The organism is Thermaerobacter sp. PB12/4term (genome assembly GCF_003403315.2).
Taxonomy (GTDB): Bacteria; Bacillota; Sulfobacillia; order Thermaerobacterales; family Thermaerobacteraceae; genus Thermaerobacter.
Map to the genome: position 1 here is coordinate 1,351,718 of NZ_CP048407.1, position 21,384 is coordinate 1,373,101.

The 21,384-nt window shown below is 73.9% G+C and carries 22 protein-coding genes; 1 reads left to right on the forward strand and 21 read right to left on the reverse strand.

Annotated features, from left to right (window positions below):
• Positions 1-29: 29 nt before the first annotated feature.
• The 21 genes from DYI95_RS05550 to DYI95_RS05650 all read right to left on the reverse strand — a co-directional run bounded on the left by DYI95_RS05550 (position 30) and on the right by DYI95_RS05650 (position 20,473).
• Positions 30-581: a hypothetical protein gene (locus tag DYI95_RS05550; protein WP_116901418.1), complete on the reverse strand. Its 552-nt coding sequence runs from the start codon at positions 579-581 to the stop codon at positions 30-32.
• A gap of 274 nt (positions 582-855) precedes the next feature.
• Positions 856-1,209, reverse strand: a complete 354-nt coding sequence (locus tag DYI95_RS05555) for a gamma-glutamylcyclotransferase family protein (protein ID WP_116901417.1) — start codon at positions 1,207-1,209, stop codon at positions 856-858.
• Positions 1,206-2,084: a hypothetical protein gene (locus DYI95_RS05560; protein ID WP_116901416.1), complete on the reverse strand. Its 879-nt coding sequence runs from the start codon at positions 2,082-2,084 to the stop codon at positions 1,206-1,208. Before DYI95_RS05560 ends, DYI95_RS05555 begins: the two co-directional genes overlap by 4 nt.
• Before the next feature lie 181 nt (positions 2,085-2,265).
• Positions 2,266-2,547, reverse strand: a complete 282-nt coding sequence (locus tag DYI95_RS05565; RefSeq protein WP_203530756.1) for a ferredoxin family protein — start codon at positions 2,545-2,547, stop codon at positions 2,266-2,268.
• 89 nt (positions 2,548-2,636) lie between these two features.
• Positions 2,637-3,935 carry an FAD-dependent oxidoreductase gene (locus DYI95_RS05570; protein WP_116901414.1) on the reverse strand — a complete coding sequence of 433 codons (1,299 nt, stop codon included), beginning with the start codon at positions 3,933-3,935 and terminating at the stop codon, positions 2,637-2,639.
• 13 nt (positions 3,936-3,948) lie between these two features.
• Positions 3,949-5,256 carry an electron transfer flavoprotein subunit alpha/FixB family protein gene (locus DYI95_RS05575; RefSeq protein ID WP_116901413.1) on the reverse strand — a complete coding sequence of 436 codons (1,308 nt, stop codon included), beginning with the start codon at positions 5,254-5,256 and terminating at the stop codon, positions 3,949-3,951.
• 28 nt (positions 5,257-5,284) lie between these two features.
• Complete coding sequence (locus DYI95_RS05580) at positions 5,285-6,187, reverse strand: electron transfer flavoprotein subunit beta/FixA family protein (protein ID WP_203530717.1); 903 nt, start codon at positions 6,185-6,187, stop codon at positions 5,285-5,287.
• A 545-nt stretch (positions 6,188-6,732) separates the two neighbouring features.
• Positions 6,733-7,950 (reverse strand): nicotinate phosphoribosyltransferase, encoded by a 1,218-nt coding sequence (locus DYI95_RS05585; protein ID WP_116901412.1) that lies wholly within the window; start codon positions 7,948-7,950, stop codon positions 6,733-6,735.
• A complete protein-coding gene (locus DYI95_RS05590) occupies positions 7,940-8,923 on the reverse strand; it encodes a pseudouridine synthase (RefSeq protein WP_116901411.1) in 984 nt (327 codons plus the stop codon). The genes DYI95_RS05585 and DYI95_RS05590 overlap by 11 nt, the downstream gene beginning before the upstream one ends.
• 3 nt (positions 8,924-8,926) lie before the next feature.
• On the reverse strand, positions 8,927-9,388 hold the full coding sequence (locus tag DYI95_RS05595; RefSeq protein ID WP_116901410.1) for a RidA family protein: 462 nt from the start codon (positions 9,386-9,388) through the stop codon (positions 8,927-8,929).
• Between the two features lie 125 nt (positions 9,389-9,513).
• Positions 9,514-10,050 (reverse strand): spore maturation protein, encoded by a 537-nt coding sequence (locus DYI95_RS05600; protein ID WP_116901409.1) that lies wholly within the window; start codon positions 10,048-10,050, stop codon positions 9,514-9,516.
• 25 nt (positions 10,051-10,075) lie between these two features.
• A complete protein-coding gene (locus DYI95_RS05605; RefSeq protein WP_116901408.1) occupies positions 10,076-10,900 on the reverse strand; it encodes a nucleoside recognition domain-containing protein in 825 nt (274 codons plus the stop codon).
• A 129-nt stretch (positions 10,901-11,029) separates the two neighbouring features.
• Positions 11,030-12,604 carry a DEAD/DEAH box helicase gene (locus DYI95_RS13050; RefSeq protein ID WP_116901407.1) on the reverse strand — a complete coding sequence of 525 codons (1,575 nt, stop codon included), beginning with the start codon at positions 12,602-12,604 and terminating at the stop codon, positions 11,030-11,032.
• Between the two features lie 40 nt (positions 12,605-12,644).
• Positions 12,645-13,637, reverse strand: coding sequence for a non-homologous end-joining DNA ligase (gene ligD / locus DYI95_RS05615; protein ID WP_116901406.1), 993 nt, complete (start codon positions 13,635-13,637; stop codon positions 12,645-12,647).
• A gap of 17 nt (positions 13,638-13,654) precedes the next feature.
• Positions 13,655-14,941: a DNA ligase gene (locus DYI95_RS05620; RefSeq protein ID WP_116901405.1), complete on the reverse strand. Its 1,287-nt coding sequence runs from the start codon at positions 14,939-14,941 to the stop codon at positions 13,655-13,657.
• Positions 14,942-14,965: 24 nt separating this feature from the next.
• Positions 14,966-16,138: a Ku protein gene (locus DYI95_RS05625; protein ID WP_116901404.1), complete on the reverse strand. Its 1,173-nt coding sequence runs from the start codon at positions 16,136-16,138 to the stop codon at positions 14,966-14,968.
• A gap of 48 nt (positions 16,139-16,186) precedes the next feature.
• Positions 16,187-16,804 carry a GerW family sporulation protein gene (ytfJ, locus tag DYI95_RS13245; RefSeq protein ID WP_116901403.1) on the reverse strand — a complete coding sequence of 206 codons (618 nt, stop codon included), beginning with the start codon at positions 16,802-16,804 and terminating at the stop codon, positions 16,187-16,189.
• 15 nt (positions 16,805-16,819) lie between these two features.
• Positions 16,820-17,698 (reverse strand): hypothetical protein, encoded by an 879-nt coding sequence (locus DYI95_RS05635; RefSeq protein ID WP_116901402.1) that lies wholly within the window; start codon positions 17,696-17,698, stop codon positions 16,820-16,822.
• Positions 17,699-18,203: 505 nt separating this feature from the next.
• On the reverse strand, positions 18,204-18,836 hold the full coding sequence (gene scpB, locus DYI95_RS05640; protein ID WP_116901401.1) for an SMC-Scp complex subunit ScpB: 633 nt from the start codon (positions 18,834-18,836) through the stop codon (positions 18,204-18,206).
• Positions 18,833-19,645, reverse strand: a complete 813-nt coding sequence (locus DYI95_RS05645) for a ScpA family protein (RefSeq protein WP_116901400.1) — start codon at positions 19,643-19,645, stop codon at positions 18,833-18,835. The genes scpB and DYI95_RS05645 overlap by 4 nt, the downstream gene beginning before the upstream one ends.
• A gap of 207 nt (positions 19,646-19,852) precedes the next feature.
• A complete protein-coding gene (locus DYI95_RS05650) occupies positions 19,853-20,473 on the reverse strand; it encodes a site-2 protease family protein (protein ID WP_116901399.1) in 621 nt (206 codons plus the stop codon).
• A 580-nt stretch (positions 20,474-21,053) separates the two neighbouring features.
• Between DYI95_RS05650 and DYI95_RS05655 the strand changes: the two genes are divergently transcribed.
• Positions 21,054-21,287: a hypothetical protein gene (locus DYI95_RS05655; protein ID WP_116901398.1), complete on the forward strand. Its 234-nt coding sequence runs from the start codon at positions 21,054-21,056 to the stop codon at positions 21,285-21,287.
• Positions 21,288-21,384 lie beyond the last annotated feature (97 nt).

The window sequence follows — 21,384 nt, forward strand, 5'->3', positions numbered from 1 at the left end:
CCGCCGGCCGTGACCCCGCCGGGCCCTGCTCACTGCCAGGCCACCGGCAGGGGCGTGCCCTGGGGGAGGGCCTGCCAGCGCGTATGCGGCCGGGGCCGGTGCAGGGGGCCTGCCACGTGGACCACCTCCACCAGGGCTGCCGCAGGACCTGCGGAGCGGAGGACCAGCCGGTCGCGGGGCCGGACCACCACCGGGCGGGTCTGGCCCGGCTCCAGCTGGGCCACCGGCACCCCGTTGAGCAGGACCAGGACCGTTCCCGGCCCGTGCCCCGTCAGGGTGAGGACCGCCTGCCCATGGCCGGGCCCGCCGTCCCGGGTTGCGGGCTCGAGGCCCGCAGCGGCCGGGAGGTATCCCCAGTCCTCCAGCACCCGGCCGTAGGTGTCCAGCGCCAGGTGACCCTGGCCTGCCATCAGGGACTGGACGACCACCAGCACCACCAGTCCGGCCACCGCAGCTCGCACCAGCCCATCCTCCACCGCCGCCAGCCAGCGCGGCCAGCCCGGAGGAAGGGGGCTGCGCCCGGCCCGCGACGGTTCCGCCTCCGCATGATGGGACGGGTCGTGCAGCGTGCTGCCCGCCATGTCCCCACCTCCCTGCCGGTCCGGCCCGGCGGACCGGCTCCGGGGCAGTGTATGCGGGATGCCGGCCGGCCTTGTGCGCGGGTGCACGGCGGGAAGCGGCCGCCCGGGGACATGGGCTCCGGCGGAGGCGGCGGCCGCCGGCAGGGAGGCCGGGGCCCGGGACTGGGGGGTTGGGCCCCTGAGCGGGGGAGCCGGACCCCAGCGGGGTCCATAAGCGCAAAAACCCCGGCGGCCGTTGCCGCCGGGCTTGCCAGCTTCTTTCAGTGCGCCCCTTTCAGTACGCCTCCAGGGGAACCAGGCGGTCAAAGACCTCCGGGTTGCCGACGTAAACCACCGCCTCCACCGGCCGTCCCGCCACCTGCACCTGGACCATGCGCCGGTAGTAGTAAGGTGGGTCCTCGTCGGCCCCCTCGTAGTGGTCGAGGTAGCCCAGGTCGGCCTCGTCGATGGTCCACACCACGCCTTGCACCCGGTGGCCCGGTTCGGGCAGGATCACCGGATAGCCGCGGCCGGTATCGTAGAGGCGGTACCCCTCCAGCACCGCCGGTACCGGCTCGTCCAGCCGGCGGCCGACCAGGGCTTCGATCCGCCCGCGGCGCCGCAGGGTCCCATAGGCGAAGAGCTTCACGGGGTCTCCTCCCTGGTGTCGTCCCTCGGTTCGTCCCGCTCGTCCAGCAGCCCCCGCTGGCGCAGGGCGGCGGCCAGCTGGCCGTGGAGCCGGGCGATGGTCCCGTAAAGCCGGTTCTCCTTCGGATCGTAGCTTCCTCCCAGGGTGGCGATCTCGCCGAGGCCCGAGAAGAGGGCGTAGAGATCGGCCCGGCACTGGCGCCCCAGGGAGGTGCGCATGGCCGCCTGCAGCAGCCACTTGCGGTCGACGGGGGGCTCGCCGTCGGCGTAGCGGCACAGCAACAGGAAATGCTCGAGCCACTGGACGAACCCGGCCAGGAAGGCGAAGGCCTGGCCCCGGCGCAGGTTCCAGGCCATGGAGGCGGTGCGCCGCCGCAGGGCGCGGTAACGCCGGGCCGCCTGCTGCCGGTACCAGTCCGGTGGCAACTGCCGCAACGGGGCCAGGCGGGCTGCCAGCCGGCCACCGGGGTCCAGCAGGGGCTCGGCGGCGCCCAGCAGGATCACCGTGGCCTCATCGGGCCGGCGGGCCGCGGCGGCCAGCTCGTCCCAGGTCAGAAGGGCCAGGTGGCCACCGCCGGCCCAGGCGGGCAGCCGGTGGAGGGAGCCGGGTCCTCCGGGCTCCCCGTGGGGCGCCAGGCGGCTGCGCAGCCGTTGCACTGCTTCCGCCGGGCCGGCGGCCACCAGGTCGAGGCGCGAGACCGTGTCCCGGAAGCCCGTGGCGCCGGAGCCGGCCAGAGCCAGGGCCCAGCCGGAATCCCCTCCGGGCCGCCTCTCGCCCCCGGCGCCGCTCCCCGCCTCCCTTTCCAGCCATTCCTCCTGCACCCGCCGGGCCAGCTCCCGAGCCCGGCGGGCCAGTTCTGCCCGCGCGATGGCCATGGTGAACCTCCTGTGGGACGTGCTGGGTCGGGGCGGGCGGCCCGTTCTTCCCCACCGGCCGGTCCCCTCCCCGCTGGCGCCCCCGCCGCGATCAACCGGGCGGCGAGCCCGGCTGCCGGCCTGGGGGAACCCGCCGGCGCGGCCTATCCCCGCGGCCTGTCCCCGCGGACCGGCCTGGCCTTCAGCCCTGGCGATACTGGACCCCGTAGCCGCCCCGCGGGTTGAGCCACTTGATGTTGCGGAAGGGGCAGCCGATGCGGCAGGTGCCGCACTCCACGCACCCCTCGTAACCGACCAGGATCTTCTGCGCCTCGTCGTCCCACTCGTAGACGTGGGCCGGGCAGAACTTGGTGCAGTACTGCTCCGGGCACTTGTTGAGGCACACGTCCGGGTCGATGATGAACAGGTGCGACTGCTTGTCGGCGTTGAACCGGTCCAGGTACAGCTTATCCTGAATCGTCATCGGCCGTACGCCGGCCGGCGCCTGCCCACCGGCGGTCTCGGGGGCTTCCGTGTCCATGGGGGCCGCCGCAGCGGCCGCAGCCCGCGCGCTCATCCGATCGCCCTCCACATGGAATAGAGGTCATAGGCGATGCGCCACAGCGGGCGCTGGCGGCGCACCATGCGCAGGATCTTGGCCTGCTTATCCCACTTGGGCGTGCTGTCGACGGTGAAGAATTCCCGCATCACCTGGCTCAGCAGCTCGGGGTAATCCCGCAGGAACTGCGGGTTCTCGTCGAAGAACTCGTTGGCGTAGTTGTACTTCCGCAGGTCCTTGAGGACGTAGGTCTCTTCCAGCCGCTGCTGGTACCGGCAGAGGACCCGGGTGGAACTGTCACCCTCCGCCAGGGCCTCCAGGGCCACCTCGCCGGCGATGCGGCCGGAGGTCATGGCCAGGTTGGAGCCCTCGCGGTGGATGGCGTTGGTCAGGCCGGCCGCGTCCCCGACCACCATCAGGCCGTCCTTGAACAGGCGGGGGATGGCCTTGTAGCCGCCCTCGGGGATCAGCTTGGCCGAGTACTCGATCACCTTGCCGCCTTCGATCAGCTTGCGCACCTTGGGGTGCTGCTTGAGCCGCTCCAGCAGCTGGTTGGGGTTCATCTGGCTGTAGACCAGGTGCTTGACCAACACGCCGACGCCGAAGGACACCGACTCCTTGTTTGTATAAAGGAAGCCCATGCCCAGCATGCCGGCCGTGGCGTCGCCCAGCATCTCCACGGTGGCGCCCTGCCCCGGTTCCAGGCCGAAGCGGTCCTCGATCTTCTCCCGGGGCAGCTCGATGACTTCCTTGACCGCCAGCGCGGCCTCGTTCATCGCCCAGTCGTCGTGGAGGCCGGCCTTCTGGGTCAGCAGGTTGTTGACGCCTTCCGCCAGGATCACCACGTCGGCGTACACTTCACCCTCCGGGCGGCCGGCCACCACGCCCACCACCCGGCCGCGGTCATCGTGGATCAGGTCGACCACGGTGGTGCGGGTGATGATGGTGGCACCCGCTTCCTCCACCTTCTTCGCAAACCAGGGGTCGAACTTGGCCCTCAGCACGGTGAAATTGTTGGGCGGGTCGCCGGCCCAGCGGGGCGTGCGGTAGCCGAAGGTGACCGCCGAATCCGGCGTGAGCAGCCAGTAGTTCTGCTCGACGATGGTGCGCTCGACGGGCGCCTCCCGCCAGGCTCCGGGCAAGAGCTCGTCCAGCTGGTGCCGGTAGAGCACGCCGCCCATGACGTTCTTGGAGCCGGGGTACTCGCCCCGTTCCAGGATCAGCACCCGGGCGCCGCCCCGGGCCAGCACCAGGCCCGCCGACAGCCCGGCGGGTCCGGCGCCCACGATCACGACGTCAAAGCGCTCTGCCACAGCCATCCCTCCGTCAGGCGCCGGCCCGGGCTGCCGCCGCCGCGCCCTGGCTTTCCCCGTCTTCCTGGCCGCCGGCGGCGCCGCCGGCCTCGGGTTCCTCCGCCAGAAGGGCATCCAGGCGGCGGGCCAGCTCGGCCTGGAGGGCAGGGACGATGGCGAAGAGGTCTCCCACCACGCCCAGGTCGGCCACCTTGAAGATCGGCGCGTCCGGATCCTTGTTCACGGCGATGATGAGTTCGGAGTTCTCCATGCCGACGGTATGCTGGATGGCGCCCGAGATGCCGAAGGCAAAGTAGACCTTGGGCCGGACGGTCAGGCCCGTCTGGCCCACCTGGTGCTCGCGACCGATCCAGCCCGCATCCACGATGGCCCGGGAGGCGCCCACCACGCCGCCCACTACCTGGGCGAAGTCGAAGAGCAGCTTGAGGTTCTTGGGGTCCTGCAGGCCGCGGCCCCCGGCCACCACCACATCAGCCCGCTCCAGCTGGGCCTGCGGGTCGGGCTCGTCGATGACGCCCAGCACGCGGGTGCGCAGGGTGCTCTCGTCCAGGTCGACCGGCACCCTGATGATCTCCCCCTGGCGGCCGGGCTGGCGCGGTGCCGGCTCCATCATCTTGGGCCGCACGGTGGCCATCTGGGGCCGGTGCTTCTTGCAGAGGATCACCGCGAGCTGCTTCTCCAGGAAGGCCGGCCGGATGGCATCCAGCAGGCGCGTCTCGGGGTCCACGTCCAGCTGGGTGCAGTCCGCCGTCAGCCCCGTCTGCAGGGTGGTGGCGATGGTACCGGCCAGGTCGCGGCCGGTGGTGGTGGCGCCCAGCAGGAAGATCTCGGGCTTCACCTCCCGGATCACCGGCGTGAGCACCCGGGCGTAGGCCTCGTTACGGTAGACCCCCAGGGCGGGGTGGTCCATGACGAGAACCCGGTCGCAGCCCCGTTCCACCGCCTCCTGGGCCACCGCCTCCACCTGGTGGCCGGCCACGAAGCCGATGAGCTCCACACCCAGCTTATCCGCCAGCTTTCGCCCGATCCCGGCCAGTTCCCAGGCTACCGGCGCGGCCTGGCTGCCGTGCTGCTCGATGAAGATGCCCACACCGCGGTAGGACTCCAGGTCGGGTGTCTCGCCGGCACCCCGGACCACGGCGGCCTTCTTCCGGCCGGCCGCGGCAGGGCCGCCGTCCCGCCCCGCCGCCGCCTCGGCGGCAGCGGCGTCACCGGTGCCCTCCAGGACGGCCCCGCCCGGCCGGGCTCCGGCTTGCTCGCCGCCCGCGGCGACCCCCTGGCCGCTGGTCCCTTCCTGCTTCACCACGGCTTCCTCGCTCACGGTCGTCCTCCCCTCCCTGGCGCGGCCGTCACTGTCCCCGGGACGAACCGGCACCGGTACCCGTCCCGGCCGCCATGGCCTCCGCCATCCTGGCGCTGCGCCGCGCGTCGACCACCGCCTTGCGGAAGGTGGGGTGGGCCAGCAGCCGATCGGCCAGCTCCCGGGCGGCCCGCTCCGGGTCGCTGCCGTCGATCAGCACCGTCTCGCGCTTCCGTTCCGGCGGCGTGAAGGACCGGGCCACGATGGTGGGGGAGCCCAGCAGGCCGACCTCGGTCCGCTCCAGCCCCAGGGTCTCCCGGTTCCACACGATGGGCTTGTGCCGGGCGGCGCGGAGCATGCCCGGCAGCGAGGCGTAGCGCAGCTCGTTGAGCTCCTTCTCGACCGTCAGCAGGGCGGGCAGGGCGGAACGGACCACCTGCCGGCCGCCCTCCACCTTGCGCTCCACCACGATGTACCGGCCCTCGGGGTTCACCTCGCGGATCCGGATGACGTAGGTGAGCACGGGGATGTCCAGGCGGGCAGCGATACCCGGCCCCACCTGGCCCGTGTCGCCGTCGATGGTCTGCCGCCCGCAGAAGATCAGGTCGACCGGGCCGAACTCCTGCTCGATGCGCCGGATCGCTTCGGCCAGCACCCGGCTGGTGGCGAAGGTGTCCGCGCCGGCCATGGCGCGGTCGCTGACCAGCACCGTCCGGTCCGCCCCGACGGCGACGGCCTCCTTGAGGGACTGCTCGAAGAAGGGCGGTCCCATGCTGACCACCGTGACCTGGCCGCCCCACTGGTCCTTGATCTGCAACGCCGCCTCCAGGGCGTGGACGTCATACGGGTTGATGATCGAGGTCACGCCCTGGCGCACCAGCGTGCCCGTCTTCGGGTTGATGCGCATCTCCGAACTATCGGGCACCTGCTTGAGGCAGACCACCATGTGCATGCTTCCACCATCCTTCCCGCGCCGGCTGGCCTCGGGGCGGCACGGCGCGAGGGGCTTCGTTTCCGGCCGGCCGCTGCAGGAGCGGCCCAGGGCGGGCCGCTACTTTGTGACACCGTTCACATACGGGCTCATGACAAACCGCTTGACACCCGGCAACCTCGGCACCGCGGATCGCTCCGCCGAAGCGTCCCGGCCGGGAGGAAGGTTCCTCATGAACCCGGCCAATGCCTGCTTCTCGCCGGCCCGCACCCGGGCCATTTTGTGCCCCGGCTGCCAGGGCCTGGCGTCAGCATCCACCTGCGGGAGAACAGCCGCCCTGCGCGAGATCCGGCTTCGCGAGGGGGTTCGCATTCTGCTTCAGACTGGGCTTCCCCGTCGCCGGGCATCACCGCCTGGGGCCGGGACCGGTCTGCGGTCAGGGCCGGTTCCACCCGGTGGTCACCTGCTGGATCCTGTAAACGTGCGCTGCGTACAGGATCCAACTTCACTGTATGCCTCTTGGGCCAGGGTTTCAATGCGGCCGCGGGACCAGAATCGGCCGCGGGTCAGAGGCGCCGGCGCAGCCGCGGATCGGGGGCGGCGCCGGGGATGCGGCCCCGCTTGGCCACGGGCCGGCCCGCCACCTCTTTGATGTCCATGGTCATGTCCACCGGAGGGGCCGCGGACACATAACTTCCCACGCCGAAGGCATCGGCCCCGGCCTCCCGCAGGGGCGGGATGCGCTCGGGGGTGATGCCTCCGGATGCGATGACCTGGACGTGGCCGAACCCCGCCTGGGCCAGGCGGGCTTTGACCTCGCGCACCAGACCTGGCGTCACACCGCCGCGTTCCGAGGGCGTGTCCAGCCGGACCGCCGCCAGGCGCCGGCCCAGGGCCGCGGCCACCCGCACCGCTTCCAGCGCCTCGTCCTGGAAGGTGTCCACCAGCACCACTCGCCGCTCCTCGGGCGGGAAGACCCGGTCGGCGGCCTGGGCCACCACCAGGGTGTCGCCTGCGATCAGCATGACGGCGTGGGGCAAGGTCCCGGCCGGGTCCCTGCCGGCCAGGCGGGCACCCAGGATGCAGCTGGCGCCGTCCATGCCGCCCACCAGGGCCGCTCGTTCCATCACCGGAGCAACGGCGGGATGCACGTGGCGCGCACCAAAGCAGATCACGGGGGTGTCGCCGGCCACGTCTTTGATGCGGCGGGCGGCGGTGGCCCAGCCGGTGGCCGACGCCAGCATGCCGAGCAGCGCCGTCTCATAGAGGCCGAAGGCGCCGTATGGCCCCTGGATCCGCATCACCACCTGGCCGGCCTCCACGGGCAGCCCCTCGTCCACGGCCCAGACCGCCACCGGCAGCCCCTGCAACAGCTGCAGCGCCTCCTCCACCCCGCAGAGGATGCCGGGCCGGTTCGCGAAGATGTCCGCCGTGACGGGGGTGTCGAGCGCGCCCAGGTGCCGCAGGACCTCGTAGGTCTTGACGAAGTACACGTCGGTGGTGGCGCCGCTGCGAATCTCCTCGTGGGTCGCCGAGTGCAGCCGGCCCGGTCCGGGCCGCACCGCCTGAAGGGCCCGGAAGGAATCCACCAGGAAGGCCCCCTGGGTCGCCGGGTCGCCACCGCCCGCCGGCCGGCCGGCCGCCGGTCCAGGCGCGGCCCCGGGCCGTCCCCCGTCGCCGGCGGCCGGCCAGGGGGCCGCGGCGCCCGGTCCCCGGCCGTGGTGGCCGTCCTGCCCGGGATGGGCCCCCTCCGGCCCCCCGGGCAGCCGCTCGCTATCCCTCATGGTTCGCCTTCCTCCTCCTGTTGCGCCCTGACGGGGGCCGCGACACCCCGCCCTGCGGCCCCTGTCCCCGCAGGGCAGGTCCTGCCGGAGCGCGGCGGGCAGTGGCCCCGGGCCGGGCGGGCCCAGGGGGCCGCCCCACCAGGCCGGCGGGAACCCTTCGCCCCCAGGCTGGCCCGCGGGCCGGCCGCCCTTCCCCTGCTTGCCGGTGGTGGGGAGCCGCCTCGCCCGGCCGGGGCGGCAGCCCCGCCGCCACCCGCAGGGACTCCACCTCCTGCCGCGACAGGGGACGCCACGCCCCCGCCGCCAGGCGGCCCAGCCGCAGGGGGCCCACGGCCACCCGCACCAGCCGCACCACCTGCCAGCCCACCGCCTGGCACATGCGCCGCACCTGCCGCTTGCGCCCCTCCCGCAGGACCACCTCGACCCAGCCGCCGCCGGGGCGGGGGCGCAGCACGCGGGCGATACGGGCGCGGGCGGGGCCGTCCTCCAGCAGCACCCCGTCGCGCAGCCGGCGCAGGCGGGCAGGGTCCAGGTCGCCGCGCACCAGTACGTGGTAGACCTTGTCCACCTCGTGGCGCGGGTGGGTCAAGGCGAAGGTGAGCTCGCCGTCGTCGGTGAGCAGCAGCAGGCCCTCGCTGTCGAAATCCAGCCGGCCCACGGGGTGCAGGCCCAGGAGCCCGTGCCGCCGGCAGAAGTCGCCCACGCTGGGCCGGCCCTGGGGATCCCGCAGGGTGGTCACCATACCCCGCGGCTTGTGAAAGAGGACGTAGCGCTTGCGGGACAGGCGCCCTGCCAGGTCGGCCAGCGGGCGGCCGTCCAGGGCGACGACGTCCCGGGCCGGGTCGGCCCGGGTACCCAGGACGGCCGGCCGGCCGTTGACGGTGAGGCGACCGGCGGCAATCCACGCCTCCACCTGCCGCCGCGAGGCGATGCCCGCCCGGGACAGGAGCTTTTGCAACCGCTCGGCGGGCACGGGTCAGCCCTCCACGCGGAAGATCGCTTCGACTTCCACGGCGGCATCCAGGGGGAGTTCCGCCACGCCGACGGCGGAGCGGGCATGGCGCCCCTGCTCTCCGAAGACCTGGCCCAACAGCTCGGAGGCGCCGTTCACCACCTGGGGCTGGCCCGCGAACCCGGGCGCGCTGTTGACGAAGCCGACCACCTTCACCACCTGGCGGACCCGGTCCAGGGAACCCGTGACCGACCGGACCACCGCCAGGATGTTAAGGGCACACAGGCGGGCCGCCTGGTAGCCGTCTTCCGGGCTGACGTCGCGCCCCACCTTGCCGCGATACACCACCTGCCCCTCCTTCAGGGGCAGTTGTCCGGAGACGTAGAGCCAGCCGTCCTGCAGAACCCCCGGGACGTAGGCGGCCACCGGCGGGGCCACCGGGGGGAGCTGGAGGCCCAGTTCTTCCAGCCGCCGTTCGAAGGACACGACGGACCCTCCTTCCGCTCTCCCCTTTATATTGGCCCGGTTTGCCAGGGTCGTCCACGGTGGCGAGGCGCCCGGCCGGGGCCCGGGCGGAGGAACCCGGCCCCGGCCGGAGGCCGGGCCGAAGCCTAGGCGAACAGGGCGCGGACCAGCAGGACGGAGGCGAGGATCCCCGCGGCGTCGGCGATCAGGCCGACGGGCAGGGCGTGGCGGGAGGCGCGGATGCCCACGGAACCGAAGTACACCGTGAGGATGTAGAAGGTGGTGTCGGTGCTGCCCTGCATCACCGTCGCCATGCGGCCGACGAGGGAATCGGGGCCGTGCTGGCGCACCAGGTCGGCCATCACCCCGAAGGCCCCGCCGCCGGAAAGGGGCCGGATCAGCGCCAGGGGCAGCACCTCGCCGGGCATTCCCAGAGGGCGCAGCACGGGCTCCGCCAGCCCCACCAGCAGGTCCATGGCCCCCGATTCGCGGAAGGCGGTGATGGCCGCCAGGATCGCCACCAGGTAGGGGATGATCTGCACGCCGATCCAGAACCCGTCCTTGGCGCCTTCCACGAAGGCCTCGTAGACCCGCACCCCGCGCAGGTAGCCATAGGCGGGGATGCCCACCAGCATGGCGGGAATCGACCAGGTGGAGATGAACTGCAGGGCGTCCCAGAACATGCCCTTCCCTCCGGCGTCCCCGGGCTCAGCCGGCCTGCCGGCCGGGCGGATTGGCGCCGGGCCGCGCAGGCCGGGCCCCCCGCCGCCGGGGCGGCTCGGATACCGGCCCTCGTTCCCGGGCGCCCGGTGCCGCGGTGCCCGGTGACCGGTGGCCTGCCGGGGCGGCGCCGGTACCCGAGGGGATAACCGCGGCCTCCGGGCCGTGACCTGCTGCACCGGGCGGCTCCTGGGGCGGCCCGGCCGGTTCCTCCCGCCCGGGCGGCGGGGGCGGCACGGGCGCCAGGGGGCGCAGCAGGCGGTCGGCCAGCAGCGCCACGCAGGTGGCCACGGTGCTGGCCACCAGGGTCGGCCCGACGATCTCCGCGGGGTGGGCCGAGCCGGCGGCGGCCCGCACGGCGATGACCGTGGCCGGGATCAGGGTGATGCCTGAGGTGGTCATGGCCAGGAAGGTCACCATGGCGTCGGAGGCGGCGTGCTTGTGGGGGTTGATCCGCTGCAGCTCCTGCATCGCCTTCAGGCCCAGGGGGGTGGCCGCCGGGCCCACGCCCAGGATGTTGGCGCTGATGCTCATCACCACGGCGCCCAGGGCCGGGTCGCCGGCGGGGATGCTGGGGAAGAGCCGGCGCAGCAGGGGCTCCAGCCACCGGGCCAGGGCGGCCACCAGCCCGGCCTCTTCGGCGATCTTCATGACGCCGAGCCAGAGGGAGGTGATGCCGAGGAATCCGATCACCGTCTCCACGGCCACCTGGGAGGAGGACATCACGGCTTCGGTCACCTGGTCGACCCGGCCGGTGGCCGCCGCCACGGCCAGACCCACCACCAGCAGGCCGAGCCAGATCAGGTCGATCACGCCGCTCCCCCCTCGCCCGTGCCGCCCGTGCCGGGGGCCTGCCGCTCGCGCCCGGAAGCGCGCCGGGGCCGTACCAGCACCATCACGCCAATCCATATGCGGGCCGGGGGGACCTCATCCCAGCGGAGCTCAGCCCGAACCCATCCAGGCCAGGGTGCGGTGCCGCACCCGCTCCATGAAGGCGGCCAGCTCGTTGCCGAAGCGCTCGAAGCGCTCGGCCATCTCGGCATCGTCACGGGAGGTGAGGGCGATCTCGGCGATGCGGGCCTCGATGGACTTCTCGCGGTCCAGGCTGCGCAGGATCAGGTCGATCTCGCCGATGACCTGGCGGAAGAGGTTGATCTTCTCGTCCAGCAGGCGCAGGATGTATTCCTCGATGGTGCGGCGGGCGTAGAGGTTGAAGACCCGCACCGTCTCCGCCTCCTGGCCCAGACGGTGGACCCGGCCGATGCGCTGCTCGACCCGCATGGGGTTCCAGGGCAGGTCGTAGTTCACCACGTTGCGGCAGAACTGCAGGTTCAGGCCCTGCCCGCCGCACTCGGTGCTGATCAGGACGCGGGCTCCCTTGCGAAAGCGGGCCTTGGCCGCATCCCGCTCGAAGGCGCCCATGGCGCCGTGGTAGACCACCGTCTCGACGCCCGCCCGGCGCAGGCGGCGGGCCAGGTAGTCCTGGGTCGCCCGGAACTCGGTGAACACCACCACCGGCTCGTCCAGCTTCTCGACCAGGCGCTCCAGCATCAGCGCCTTGTGGTTTTCCTCCACCTGGCGGGCCAGCTCCCGGACCCGCGCCCAGGCCAGCGACTGCCACCCCTCGCTGCCGGCCAGCCGGTCCAGGGTGGCCCGCAGGGCGTGGGAGCTGGAGCACACCTCCCGCTGGAGCATCAGGAGGGGCAGCACGGTACCGTTGTAAAGCCGCCGTTCCGCATACTCCTCCCGCACGGCCCGCAGCACCGCCTGGTAGAGCTCGCGTTCCTCGGGGAAGGGCTCCAGGCCCACCAGCTCCACTTCCCGGGCCGGGAAGGGCAGGTCCAGCTCGGCCCGGCGGTTCCGGATCATCACCTGCCCCAGCACCTGCTTGAGCTGGCGGGGATCCTTGGGCGTCCGCTTGTCGAGAAGAAAGTTCCGCCAGAACTCGCTGTAGGAACCAAACAGGTCCGGCCGGACCAGGCTGACCAGGCTGTAGAGCTCCGTGAGGTCGTTCTGGAGGGGTGTGGCCGACAGCAGGAGCAGGTACTTCGCCTCCAGCCCCCTGACGAAGGCGTGGACCTGGGTGTTCCGGTTCTTCAGCTTGTGGGCCTCGTCGACGATGACCAGGTCCCAGGACCGGGCCTGCAGCACCCGGCGCTGCTCGTCGCGCTTGGCGAGGTCGATGGAGATCACCAGGCGCTCCGCCTGGCGCAGGGCGGCTCCCCTCGGGTTGGCGGCCAGTTTGAGGTCGAACTTGTCCCGGAACTCGGCGGCCCACTGGCTGACCAGCGGGGTCGGGACCAGCACCAGCACGGTCCGGACGCCATCGCGGGCCATCAGCTCCCGGGTCACCAGACCGGCCTCGACGGTCTTGCCCAGGCCGACCTCGTCGGCCAGGATGGCGCGCCCCTGGAGGTCTTCCACCACGCGCCGGGCGGCTTCCACCTGGTAACCCAGGTAGTGGACACCCTTCCGCTCCCACAACTGGCGGAGCTCGGGCCAGCATCGCAGGGCCAAGGCCGTCACCTCCTTCCGGGGGCTTCACCGGGCCGGGGCTTCACCTGGACCTTGTGCCCACGGGACCCACGGGATCCGGTACGGGGCGGCATCCCGCCTCGCCCATGCCCAGCCGCCGGCAGGCGGCGGTCAGCGACCGCCGGCGGGCCACCGCGGCCGCCCACAGGTCGCCCACCCGGGCCAGGCGGGCGGGGGTCGTGCGGACGCTCCACGCCGCCGGATCGACCCCCCGCTCCAGCTCCGCCCAGGTCACCGGCACGGACACCGGGGCCCCCGGCCGCGGCCGGGGTCCGTAGACCGTCACCAGGGTCTTGCCCAGGCCGTTCTGCAGGAAGTCCAGATACACCGCCGCCGGCGGCCGGCGCGCCACGGCGCGGACGGTGGTGACCCGGTCGGGCCGCATCCGTTCCACCAGGACCGCCACCCGCCGGGCGAACTCCGTTACCACGGGATAAGGATGCTCCGGGAGGATGGGGACGAACACGTGCAGCCCGGTGGCACCCGAGGTTTTGGGAAATCCCTCCAGGTCCAGCGCCTCCAGCACCCGGCGCACCCAGAAGGCCACCTCCACCGCCAAGTCGAAGGAGGCTTGCGGCCCGGGATCCAGGTCGAACACCACCCAGTCGGGGCGGTCCGGATGGCGGATGGTGGACAGCCAGGGGTGGATCTCGATGGCCGCCTGCTGGCCGAGCCAGGCCAGGGTCGCCGGTTCGTCCGCCAGGAGAAACCGGATGACCCGGCCTTCCCGCGTCCGGTAGGGCCAGGTGCGCACCCAGGACGGTGTACCGGGCGGGGCGTCCTTCTGATAGAACCCCTCCCCCGCCGCGCCGTCCGGGTAGCGGGTGCAGACCAGCGGGCGGTCCCGCAGGTGGGGCAGCAGGTGCGGCGCCATCTGCACCAGGTAGGCAATTAGGTCCGCCTTGGTCAGCCCGTCCTCGGGCCAGAGCAGCCGGTCCAGATGGGACAGTTCCAGCTCCCGGCCCGCCACCCGGACCCGGAGCCGCTCCTCAGCCCGCGGGCGCTCGCCGGGCAACCCCATCCCTCCTCCGATCAACCCGGCCGGGGCCCCTCGCCCCCGCGGGGGGCGCCGGCCGCACCGGCCGCGGCGGATGGCCCGACCGCCTGGCGATCCGCGCCCTGGCCCGGCGAGTCCGCAGCCCGTGGCCTGTTCCCGTACCCGGGCCGGTCCCCATCCCGTGGCCGGGAACCCGGCGCGGGGGAACCGCCGCCATCTCCATCTCCCCGGCCGCCGGCTTCGCCCTGACCGTCCCCGCCGGCAGGGCCGTGGCCTGCCGCCGCCGCTGGCGGGTGCTCAAGCCCGGCGGCCGCGCGGGCGGGATGGCTGCCGGGGAGGCGGCACCGGGAGGCGGGCACGTCGTCCCGCCAGCGCCGGAAGACGGGGTGCCGCAGGTGGCCCTGGGGGGTCCACTCCAGGTAGCCCACCTGGCAGACCAGGGCCGGTTCGGCCCAGACCACCGGCTGGCCCCGGGCCCGCTCGGGGATGCGGGCGAAGGGGCAGGTCGCCCGGGGTCGGAGGCGAGCCAGAAGCCACCGGGCCTCCCCGCTGCCGAGACCCGTGCTGACATGGCCCACGTAATGCAGCGCGTCGCCGGGGCCGAACAGGCCCAGCAGCAGCGTGCCGACCCCGGCGGCGCGGCCGCCGGGGACGACTCCCCCCACCACCGCCTCCAGCTCCCGCTCGGCCTTGATCTTCTGCCAGTAGGCGGTGCGCCATCCCGGCAAATACGGGCTGTCCAGCCGCTTGGCCACCACGCCCTCCAGCCCCTGGGCCCGGACCCGGGCGAAGAGGGCCTCGCCGGCCTCGACCACGCCCTGGGAGAGTACCAGCCCCGGGGCAGCGCCGCCGGGAAAGAGCCGGGCCAGCCGCTGGAGCCGCTCGGCCAGAGGCTCCCCAAGCCGGACCCGGCCGCCGTCTCCCAGGAGGTCGAAGATCACCAGCAGGGCAGGCACCGGACCCGGCGGCCGCCGGGTCCCGGCCGGGCGGCCCAGCCGCCGTTGCAGTGCGGCGAAGGACGGGAGGCCGCCGGCCAGGGCCACGATCTCGCCGTCCAGGACGGCAGGGGCGGCCAGCAGCCGGTGCAGCACGGCCAGCTCGGGGAAGAAGGGCGTCAGGTCGTAGCCGTGACGGGACTGCAGGAAGGTGGTGCCGGACCGGGGATCGGCAAACACCAGGCACCGGTAGCCATCCCACTTGATCTCGAACCGGAAGGCGGGCGAGGAGAAGGGCTCCTGGGCCCGGCGGGCCAGCATGGGCGCGATGCGGCCAGGCTGCCACAGCTCGTCCCAGCTGCGGGGAATGGGCGGTCCCGCCGCCACCGGCGCTCCCTCCTCCGCCGCACTTCAACGGCCCCCACCGGCGTCCGGCGACCCGGGATCCGCCGGCCCGTAGGCGGGCCAAGGTACCGGCCCACGGGAACGGCTGGCCGTGGCCACGGCACCGGGGCTGTCGTGGCTGCCGTCGCCGCCTGGCACGGCCGGTTCTCCAGCGGGAGCGTTCCGGAGCGGGTGGGGCCCGCCTTCCCGGCCGCTCCCGCCACCCCGGGCTTCCACCTGCTCCAGGCTGGCGCGCAGGGCTTCCATGAGATCGAGGACGGGAGCCGGTTCGGGCGGTGCGACCACCTCTTCCCGGCCGGCCAGCTTGCGCTCGACCACGGCCAGGAGGGCTTCGCGGTAGCGGTCGCGGTATCGCCCAGGGTCGAAGGGGGCCGTCAACCGGTCGATCAGGTGAAGGGCCAGCTCCAGCTCCCGGTCCGCCGGCGGCTCTCCCGCCGGCCGGGTATCGCCAACCCGGGCTCCGGCGCCTGCAGCCCCATCCGGGGAACCCGGCAGGGCCAGGGCGGCGCCGTCCCCGTAGGCCCGGGTGGCGCCATCGCCGGCGCGGCCGCGGACCTCCCCGCCGGCGGTCACCGGAGGGCCCACACCGGTCCTGTGGCCATCGCCTCCCGCTGCCAGCGGCTCCGGGGCGCCCAGGGCTGCATAGGCCGGCAGGGCCTCCAGAGGCCGGATCTCGTCGGGATAGGCCATGGCCACCAGGGCCAGGGCCTGGTGGCGGTAGGTGCGCAGGCAGGCCAGGGTTTCCTTGTTGCGCAGGGCGACCCGTGCCACCGCCACGCAGCCCCTCAGGTCCATGGCCCGCCGGAGGAGGCGGTATGCCTTCTCCCCGCCCTCCGCAGGCTCCAGGTAGTACGTGCGCTGGAAGTAGATGGGGTCGATGTCCTCGCCGCGGACGAAGTCCAGGATCTCCACCGCCCGGGCCGTCGGCAGGGGCAGGCCCGCCAGGTCCTCGTCGCTGATCAGGACGAACCGGTCGGGGGCGTACTCGTAGCCCCTGGCCAGCTCCTCCGGCTGCACCTCCACGTCGCAGCGCGGGCACCAGCGGCGGTAGCGGATGGGAGTCCCGCAGCGGCGGTGCAGCTGCCGGAAGTGGACGGCCCGTTCCTCCACCGCCAGGTACATGCGCACGGGGATGTTGACCAGGCCGAAGCTGATCACACCCCGCCAGAGGCTGCGCACCGGCCGTCCCCCCCTTCCTGGTGGGCGCTTGCGGCGCCGGGCGGCGGGCTAGTCCAGCACCCCGCTCTCGTCGCCGATGGCACCGGCGGGCCACGGGGACCGGCTGGCAGTTCCGGCCGCGCCACCGGAGGTGCCCAGCCCCCCCGTGCCGGCGGCTCCCGCCGGCCCCGTCGCCCCCGGCTGCCCCGTGGCGCCGCCGTTCCCCCAGGTGCCACCGGTACCGGCAGCGGTCCGGGGCCGCCCGGCGGCACCGGCCTGTCCCACCGCCCCGCCGACCATGCCGTCCCGGGCTGTCCAGAAGCGGCGCACCCGCTCCAGCACCTCAGGCGCGGCGTCAATGATGCGATCCAGGAAGGCGCCCTCGGCCACGGGTAGCAGGCGCACCCGGCCCTGCCCCACCACGAGAAAGCCCACGGGCTGGACGCTCACTCCCGCCCCGCTGCCGCCCGCGAAGGGCCAGGCGGCGCCGCCGGCTTCGGTGCGCCGGGGTTCCCGGCCGTACTCTCCGCCGCCCGCCACGAACCCCACCGAGACCCGGGACACGGGGACGATCACCGTGCCGTCCTTGGCCTCCACGGCATCGCCCACCACGGTGTTGACATCGACCATCTGCTTGAGGCTTTCCATGGCCGTCTGCATCAAACCCTGGATGGGATGCTGGCTCACTCCGCCGTTCCTCCCTCATCGCCCCAGGGACCCCGGCAGGATGGCGGGAGCACCCCGGGCTGCGGATGATCCGGCCTGGGCCGGCGCCGGCGCGCCCTGGGGGCGCGGCGGGACCGGTGTCGTCCCAGGTCCCGGGCCCTCAGCCGGTCCTGGCGCTCCGGCGCCCGGACCGGCCGCTCGGGCGCCCGGTCCCGCGGGGCGGGCCCGCCGCCGCGCTCCCAGAAGGGCGCGGGCGGCGCTCATAGCCTCCCATGGGGCGACCAGGGCTATGCAGTCCAGATCCAGAGCCCACTCAGGCCTGCCGAAGGCGGGTTCCACCCGGATGTCCGGGGGCGAGGCCGCGCGCCGGGGGGCCGCCCCTGCCGCCGCGGCGGAGGCGGCCGCTGCCAGGGCCCACAGGGTTCCGGCCAGCCAGGCCGTTTGGGCCGCATCGGCCAGGCCGGCCCGGGCCTTCACCATCAGGCGCCGCAGCTGCCACCGGCCCGCCGTGACGAGCCGCACGAACTGACGGGCCGGCGTGGCCTCCGGCAAAGGCCAGGGCCACGCGGGCCGGGGCATGAGGCGGCGCCGGTACAGCACCACCCGGCGGCGCGGCAGAACCGGCGGCAGGCGCAGGGACCGGCGGAGCTGAAGGGGGCCGGGTGGTCTCCAGCCCAGGCGATATCGGAAGGCAAGCCAGGACCAGCCCACCTGGAGGGCCAGGGTGAGACGGCCATGATGCCAGCGCCCCCGGAGGCGGACGGGCAGGACCGGGCGGCGCAACAGCATGATCAGAAGGCTGGTCGCCAGCGCCAGCCCGGTCAGGGCTACCAGCAGTCGCCCTTGAAGCCCTTCCGGGACGACCGGCGCGCCGGCTGACCCGGGCAGCCAGCCGCTCCCGGCCGCCCCCGCCACACCGCCGGCTGCCCCCGCCAGGAAAAGGACGCGGGCGGCCGGGTTCCCGCGCCGGTGGGCCGGCCGGGGTGCAGCGGCGGAACGGCCGGCAGGCGGCGGCAGGGACCGCCCTGAGAAGGGTTTGCCGGATCCAGGCGCCGGTGGGCACGGCGGGCAGCTGCGCAGCGGGGGCACGGGACGCACCTCCGCCCGTAGGGTGCCCGGATCCCGGATGGGCTACCAGGGTCCGGCAACGGGGCGGCGTCCGGCGGGAACCTACGGGCCAGCCACGGGCCGGGGCAGCGGGCGTCCCCCTTGCAAAACCGCCCGCCGTGGCGCCCACGGGCCGCATGCCGCCGAGCGGCCCGCGGTACCCGCCACCAGAAACCGGCGGCCCTGCCGCCCCGGGTGCCGGCAGGGCGGGCGGTCACCGCAAGGTGCCGGCCGCGGCCACCGCTGGCGATGGCGGCAGCTACCCCGCCGGCACGCCAGGAGGCACGGCAGTCTAGGAGGAAGGCACGGCCGACTAGGAGGCCGCCCTGGGAACCGGTGGCGTACCCGGCTGGGGCTCGGCATCCGGGTGCGAGCCGGAAGGCGTGGCCGTGTCGCCGGCGCCGGCGGGCTGCTCCGGCCCCGGGCCGGCCCCCGCTGCGAAGGTGCTGGGCGGCGGCAGCTCGCTCAGGTCGCGCAGGCCAAACTGCTGGAGGAACAGCGGCGTGGTGCCGTAGAGGATGGGCCGGCCGGGGGCCTCCTTGCGCCCCACCTCACGCACCAGCCCCCGTTCCAGCAGGGCGCGCAGGCCGGCATCGGACTGGACACCGCGAATGGCCTCGATTTCCGCCCGGGTGACGGGCTGGCGGTAGGCGATGATGGCCAGGGTCTCCAGGGCGGCCCGGGAAAGGGCCTGGCGTCGCGGCTGCAGCAGTTCCTCCACGGCGCGGCTGTACTCGGGCCGGGTCACCAGCTGCCAGCCGCCCGCCACCTCCACCAGCTCGATGCCCCGCCCGGGCGCGCGGCAGGCCTGGGCCAGTTCTTCCAGGGCCTTCCGTACCACGGCTTCGCTGACACCCAGGATTTGGGCCATGCGGCTGGCGGGGAGCGGTTCCCCCGCCACGAAGAGCAGGGCCTCCACCGCGCCCCGGACCGGACCGGTGCTCATGCCGGCGTCCCCCCCGGCGCGCCGCCTGGGGCCGGGTTCGTGCCCGGCGCCGCAGGCTCCCGTTCCGGATCGAGGGGCTGGCCGGCAGCCGGCCCGGGGTACAGGACGATCTCGCCGAAGGCCCGGTCCTGGCGGACCCGGACCCGGCCGAGGCGAATGAGCTCCAGCAGGGCCAGGAAGGTGACCACCACCTCGATGCGGCGGGCGCGGCCGGAAAAGCAGGCCCGGAAGGTCACGGGACCCGCGGTGGCTGCGACCAGTTGCATGATCGCCTCCATCTGCTGGGCCACCGTGACCTCCTCCGGCTCCACCACCACCTCGGGCGATTCGCGGATGGACGCCAGGATGCGGGCGAAGGCCTGGACCAGGTCGTCCAGGGTCACCCCTTCCAGTCCCTGCAGGTCCCCCGCCAGGGGAGCGACGGCCTCCGCCAGGCGCGGGTAGCGGCCCCCGTAGCTTTCGGCCAGCTGGCTCAGGTACTGGGCCGCTTCCTTGTACCGGCGGTACTCCAGCAAGCGCCGGACCAGTTCTTCCCGGGGGTCTTCCTCGAGGGCCTCCTCGCCGTCCCCGTCCCGCGGCTCCGGCGGCAGCAGCATGCGCGCCTTGATGTCGATGAGCTGGGCGGCCAGCACCACGAACTCGCTGGTGACCTCCAGGTCCAGCTGGCGCATGGCGTCCAGGTGGGCCAGGTACTGCTCGGTGATCCGCGCGATGGGGATGTCGTGAATGTCGATCTCCTGTTTTTCGATGAGCTGGAGCAAGAGGTCCAGCGGCCCCTCGAACTGGTCAAGCCGCACCGTGTAGGCCATGGATGGATCCTCCCGGGACGAACAGGCCGCCAGGCGGCACCGCCTGGAAGAGGCGCCCGGCCGCGGGATCGTCCAGCGGCCGGGCAAGGGAATCTACCACCCGCCCGCGGTTCCGCTCACCCGCGGGACGTCCTGCCCGCGGACCGCGCCCGGCCCGGTCCCTTCCGGTCCGGGGCTGGACCTGGGGGGCGGCCGGCTCCAGGCACCTCAGCGGGCCCCTGTGATGGCGCCGGCGGCCTGGGATAGCCCCGCCAGCACCACGGTGGCGGCCGGGTGGAGCACGGCGCCCAGCACGCCGGTGGCCACCAGCAGGATCACCAGCAGCCACCCGTAGGACTCCAGGGTGTCCAGCCAGTGCCCGCCGCGGCCGAGCACGGCCCGCAGGACCCGGGACCCGTCCAGCGGCGGGATGGGGATCAGGTTGAACACCGCCAGGTAGACGTTGATCACCGCGATGTGGGTCACGGCCTCCCCCACCAGTCCCGCAGGCTGCCAGAGATACCAGGCCACCAGGGTGAGGTAGGCCAGGGCCAGGTTGGTCAGCGGGCCCGCGGCCGCCACCAGGGCCATGCCGGCCAGCGGGTTGCGGAAGTGCCACGGGTTGACGGGGACCGGTCGCGCCCACCCGAAGCCGAAGACCACCAGCAACAGGGTGCCCACCGGGTCCAGGTGGGCCAGAGGATCCAGGGTCAGGCGGCCCATGGCCCGCGGCGTGGGATCGCCCAGCTGGTGGGCCACCCGGGCATGGGCGTATTCGTGCAGGACCAGCGCCAGCAAGAGCCCCGGCGCCGCCACCAGCATTCCAATCGGGTCGAAGAGCCCCGGCACGGGCAACGCTCCCTGCAGCGGGCCGGCGCCGCCGGTTCGAGGCGGCGCCCGCTGCCCTGCAGGGGCAAGGCCCCGGGACGCCGGCTACCGCCCTCCCCGGCTGGTCGGGTGTCCACCGGAATCTGCCAGATCCGGCATGCCAGCCCGGCAATCTGGCTCGAGTCTAGCCAAGGGGTGCCCGCCGGGTCAAGGACGGCGGGGTGGAACCGCCTCCGCACCAGCAGCCCCGCCCGCAGGAAGGCCGTCAACGCCGGCCGGGCCCGTAGCATGGCCGCCAGGGTGGGAGCGGGTGGGAGGCGCGGTCCCCCGAAGGGGAGCGCCCGGCGAGGGGGTTGGCCGCCCTGTCCCCGGGTCCCGCTTCCCCTGCCCCCCTGCCGACCGGCCCACACCGTCCGGCCCAAGCTCACGCCGGTGCGTGGCGGGCACGGCGTGTTCCTCGTTCTGCGGCTCACCATGGACATGCCGGGACCCCTCCCCTGGCGGCAGGGCAGGGGGAGGCCGGGGACCGATGCGTCCCACCGGGCCGGAAGGGAACGCCTTTGGGCGGCGGTCCCATCCAGGCGGCAGGGGAGGTGGACCGGTGCTCCAGGCCCAGACCGGAACCGGCGGCGACTGCTGGTGCCGGATTGCATCGGTGGTCCTGGAAGCGTTGCTGGTCGCGGTGTTGCGACACGGTGTCCGGATCGGCCGGCCCATCCGCAGGAGCGGGCGCCCCCTCACGGCGAGCCGCCTGCGGCGCGGGACCCGAACCGGCGGCCGCCCCGGCCGGGACAACCTGCGGCGGCCGCTCCGGCACCGGCGAGTGACGGCCTGAGGGGCGGGGCCGCCGCCCCAGGTTGTCTGGCTGGCGTGGAGGTGGCGCAGGGGCTTGTTTCTGGGTGGACCGGCGGGCCCTGGGGCTGAAGCGCCCC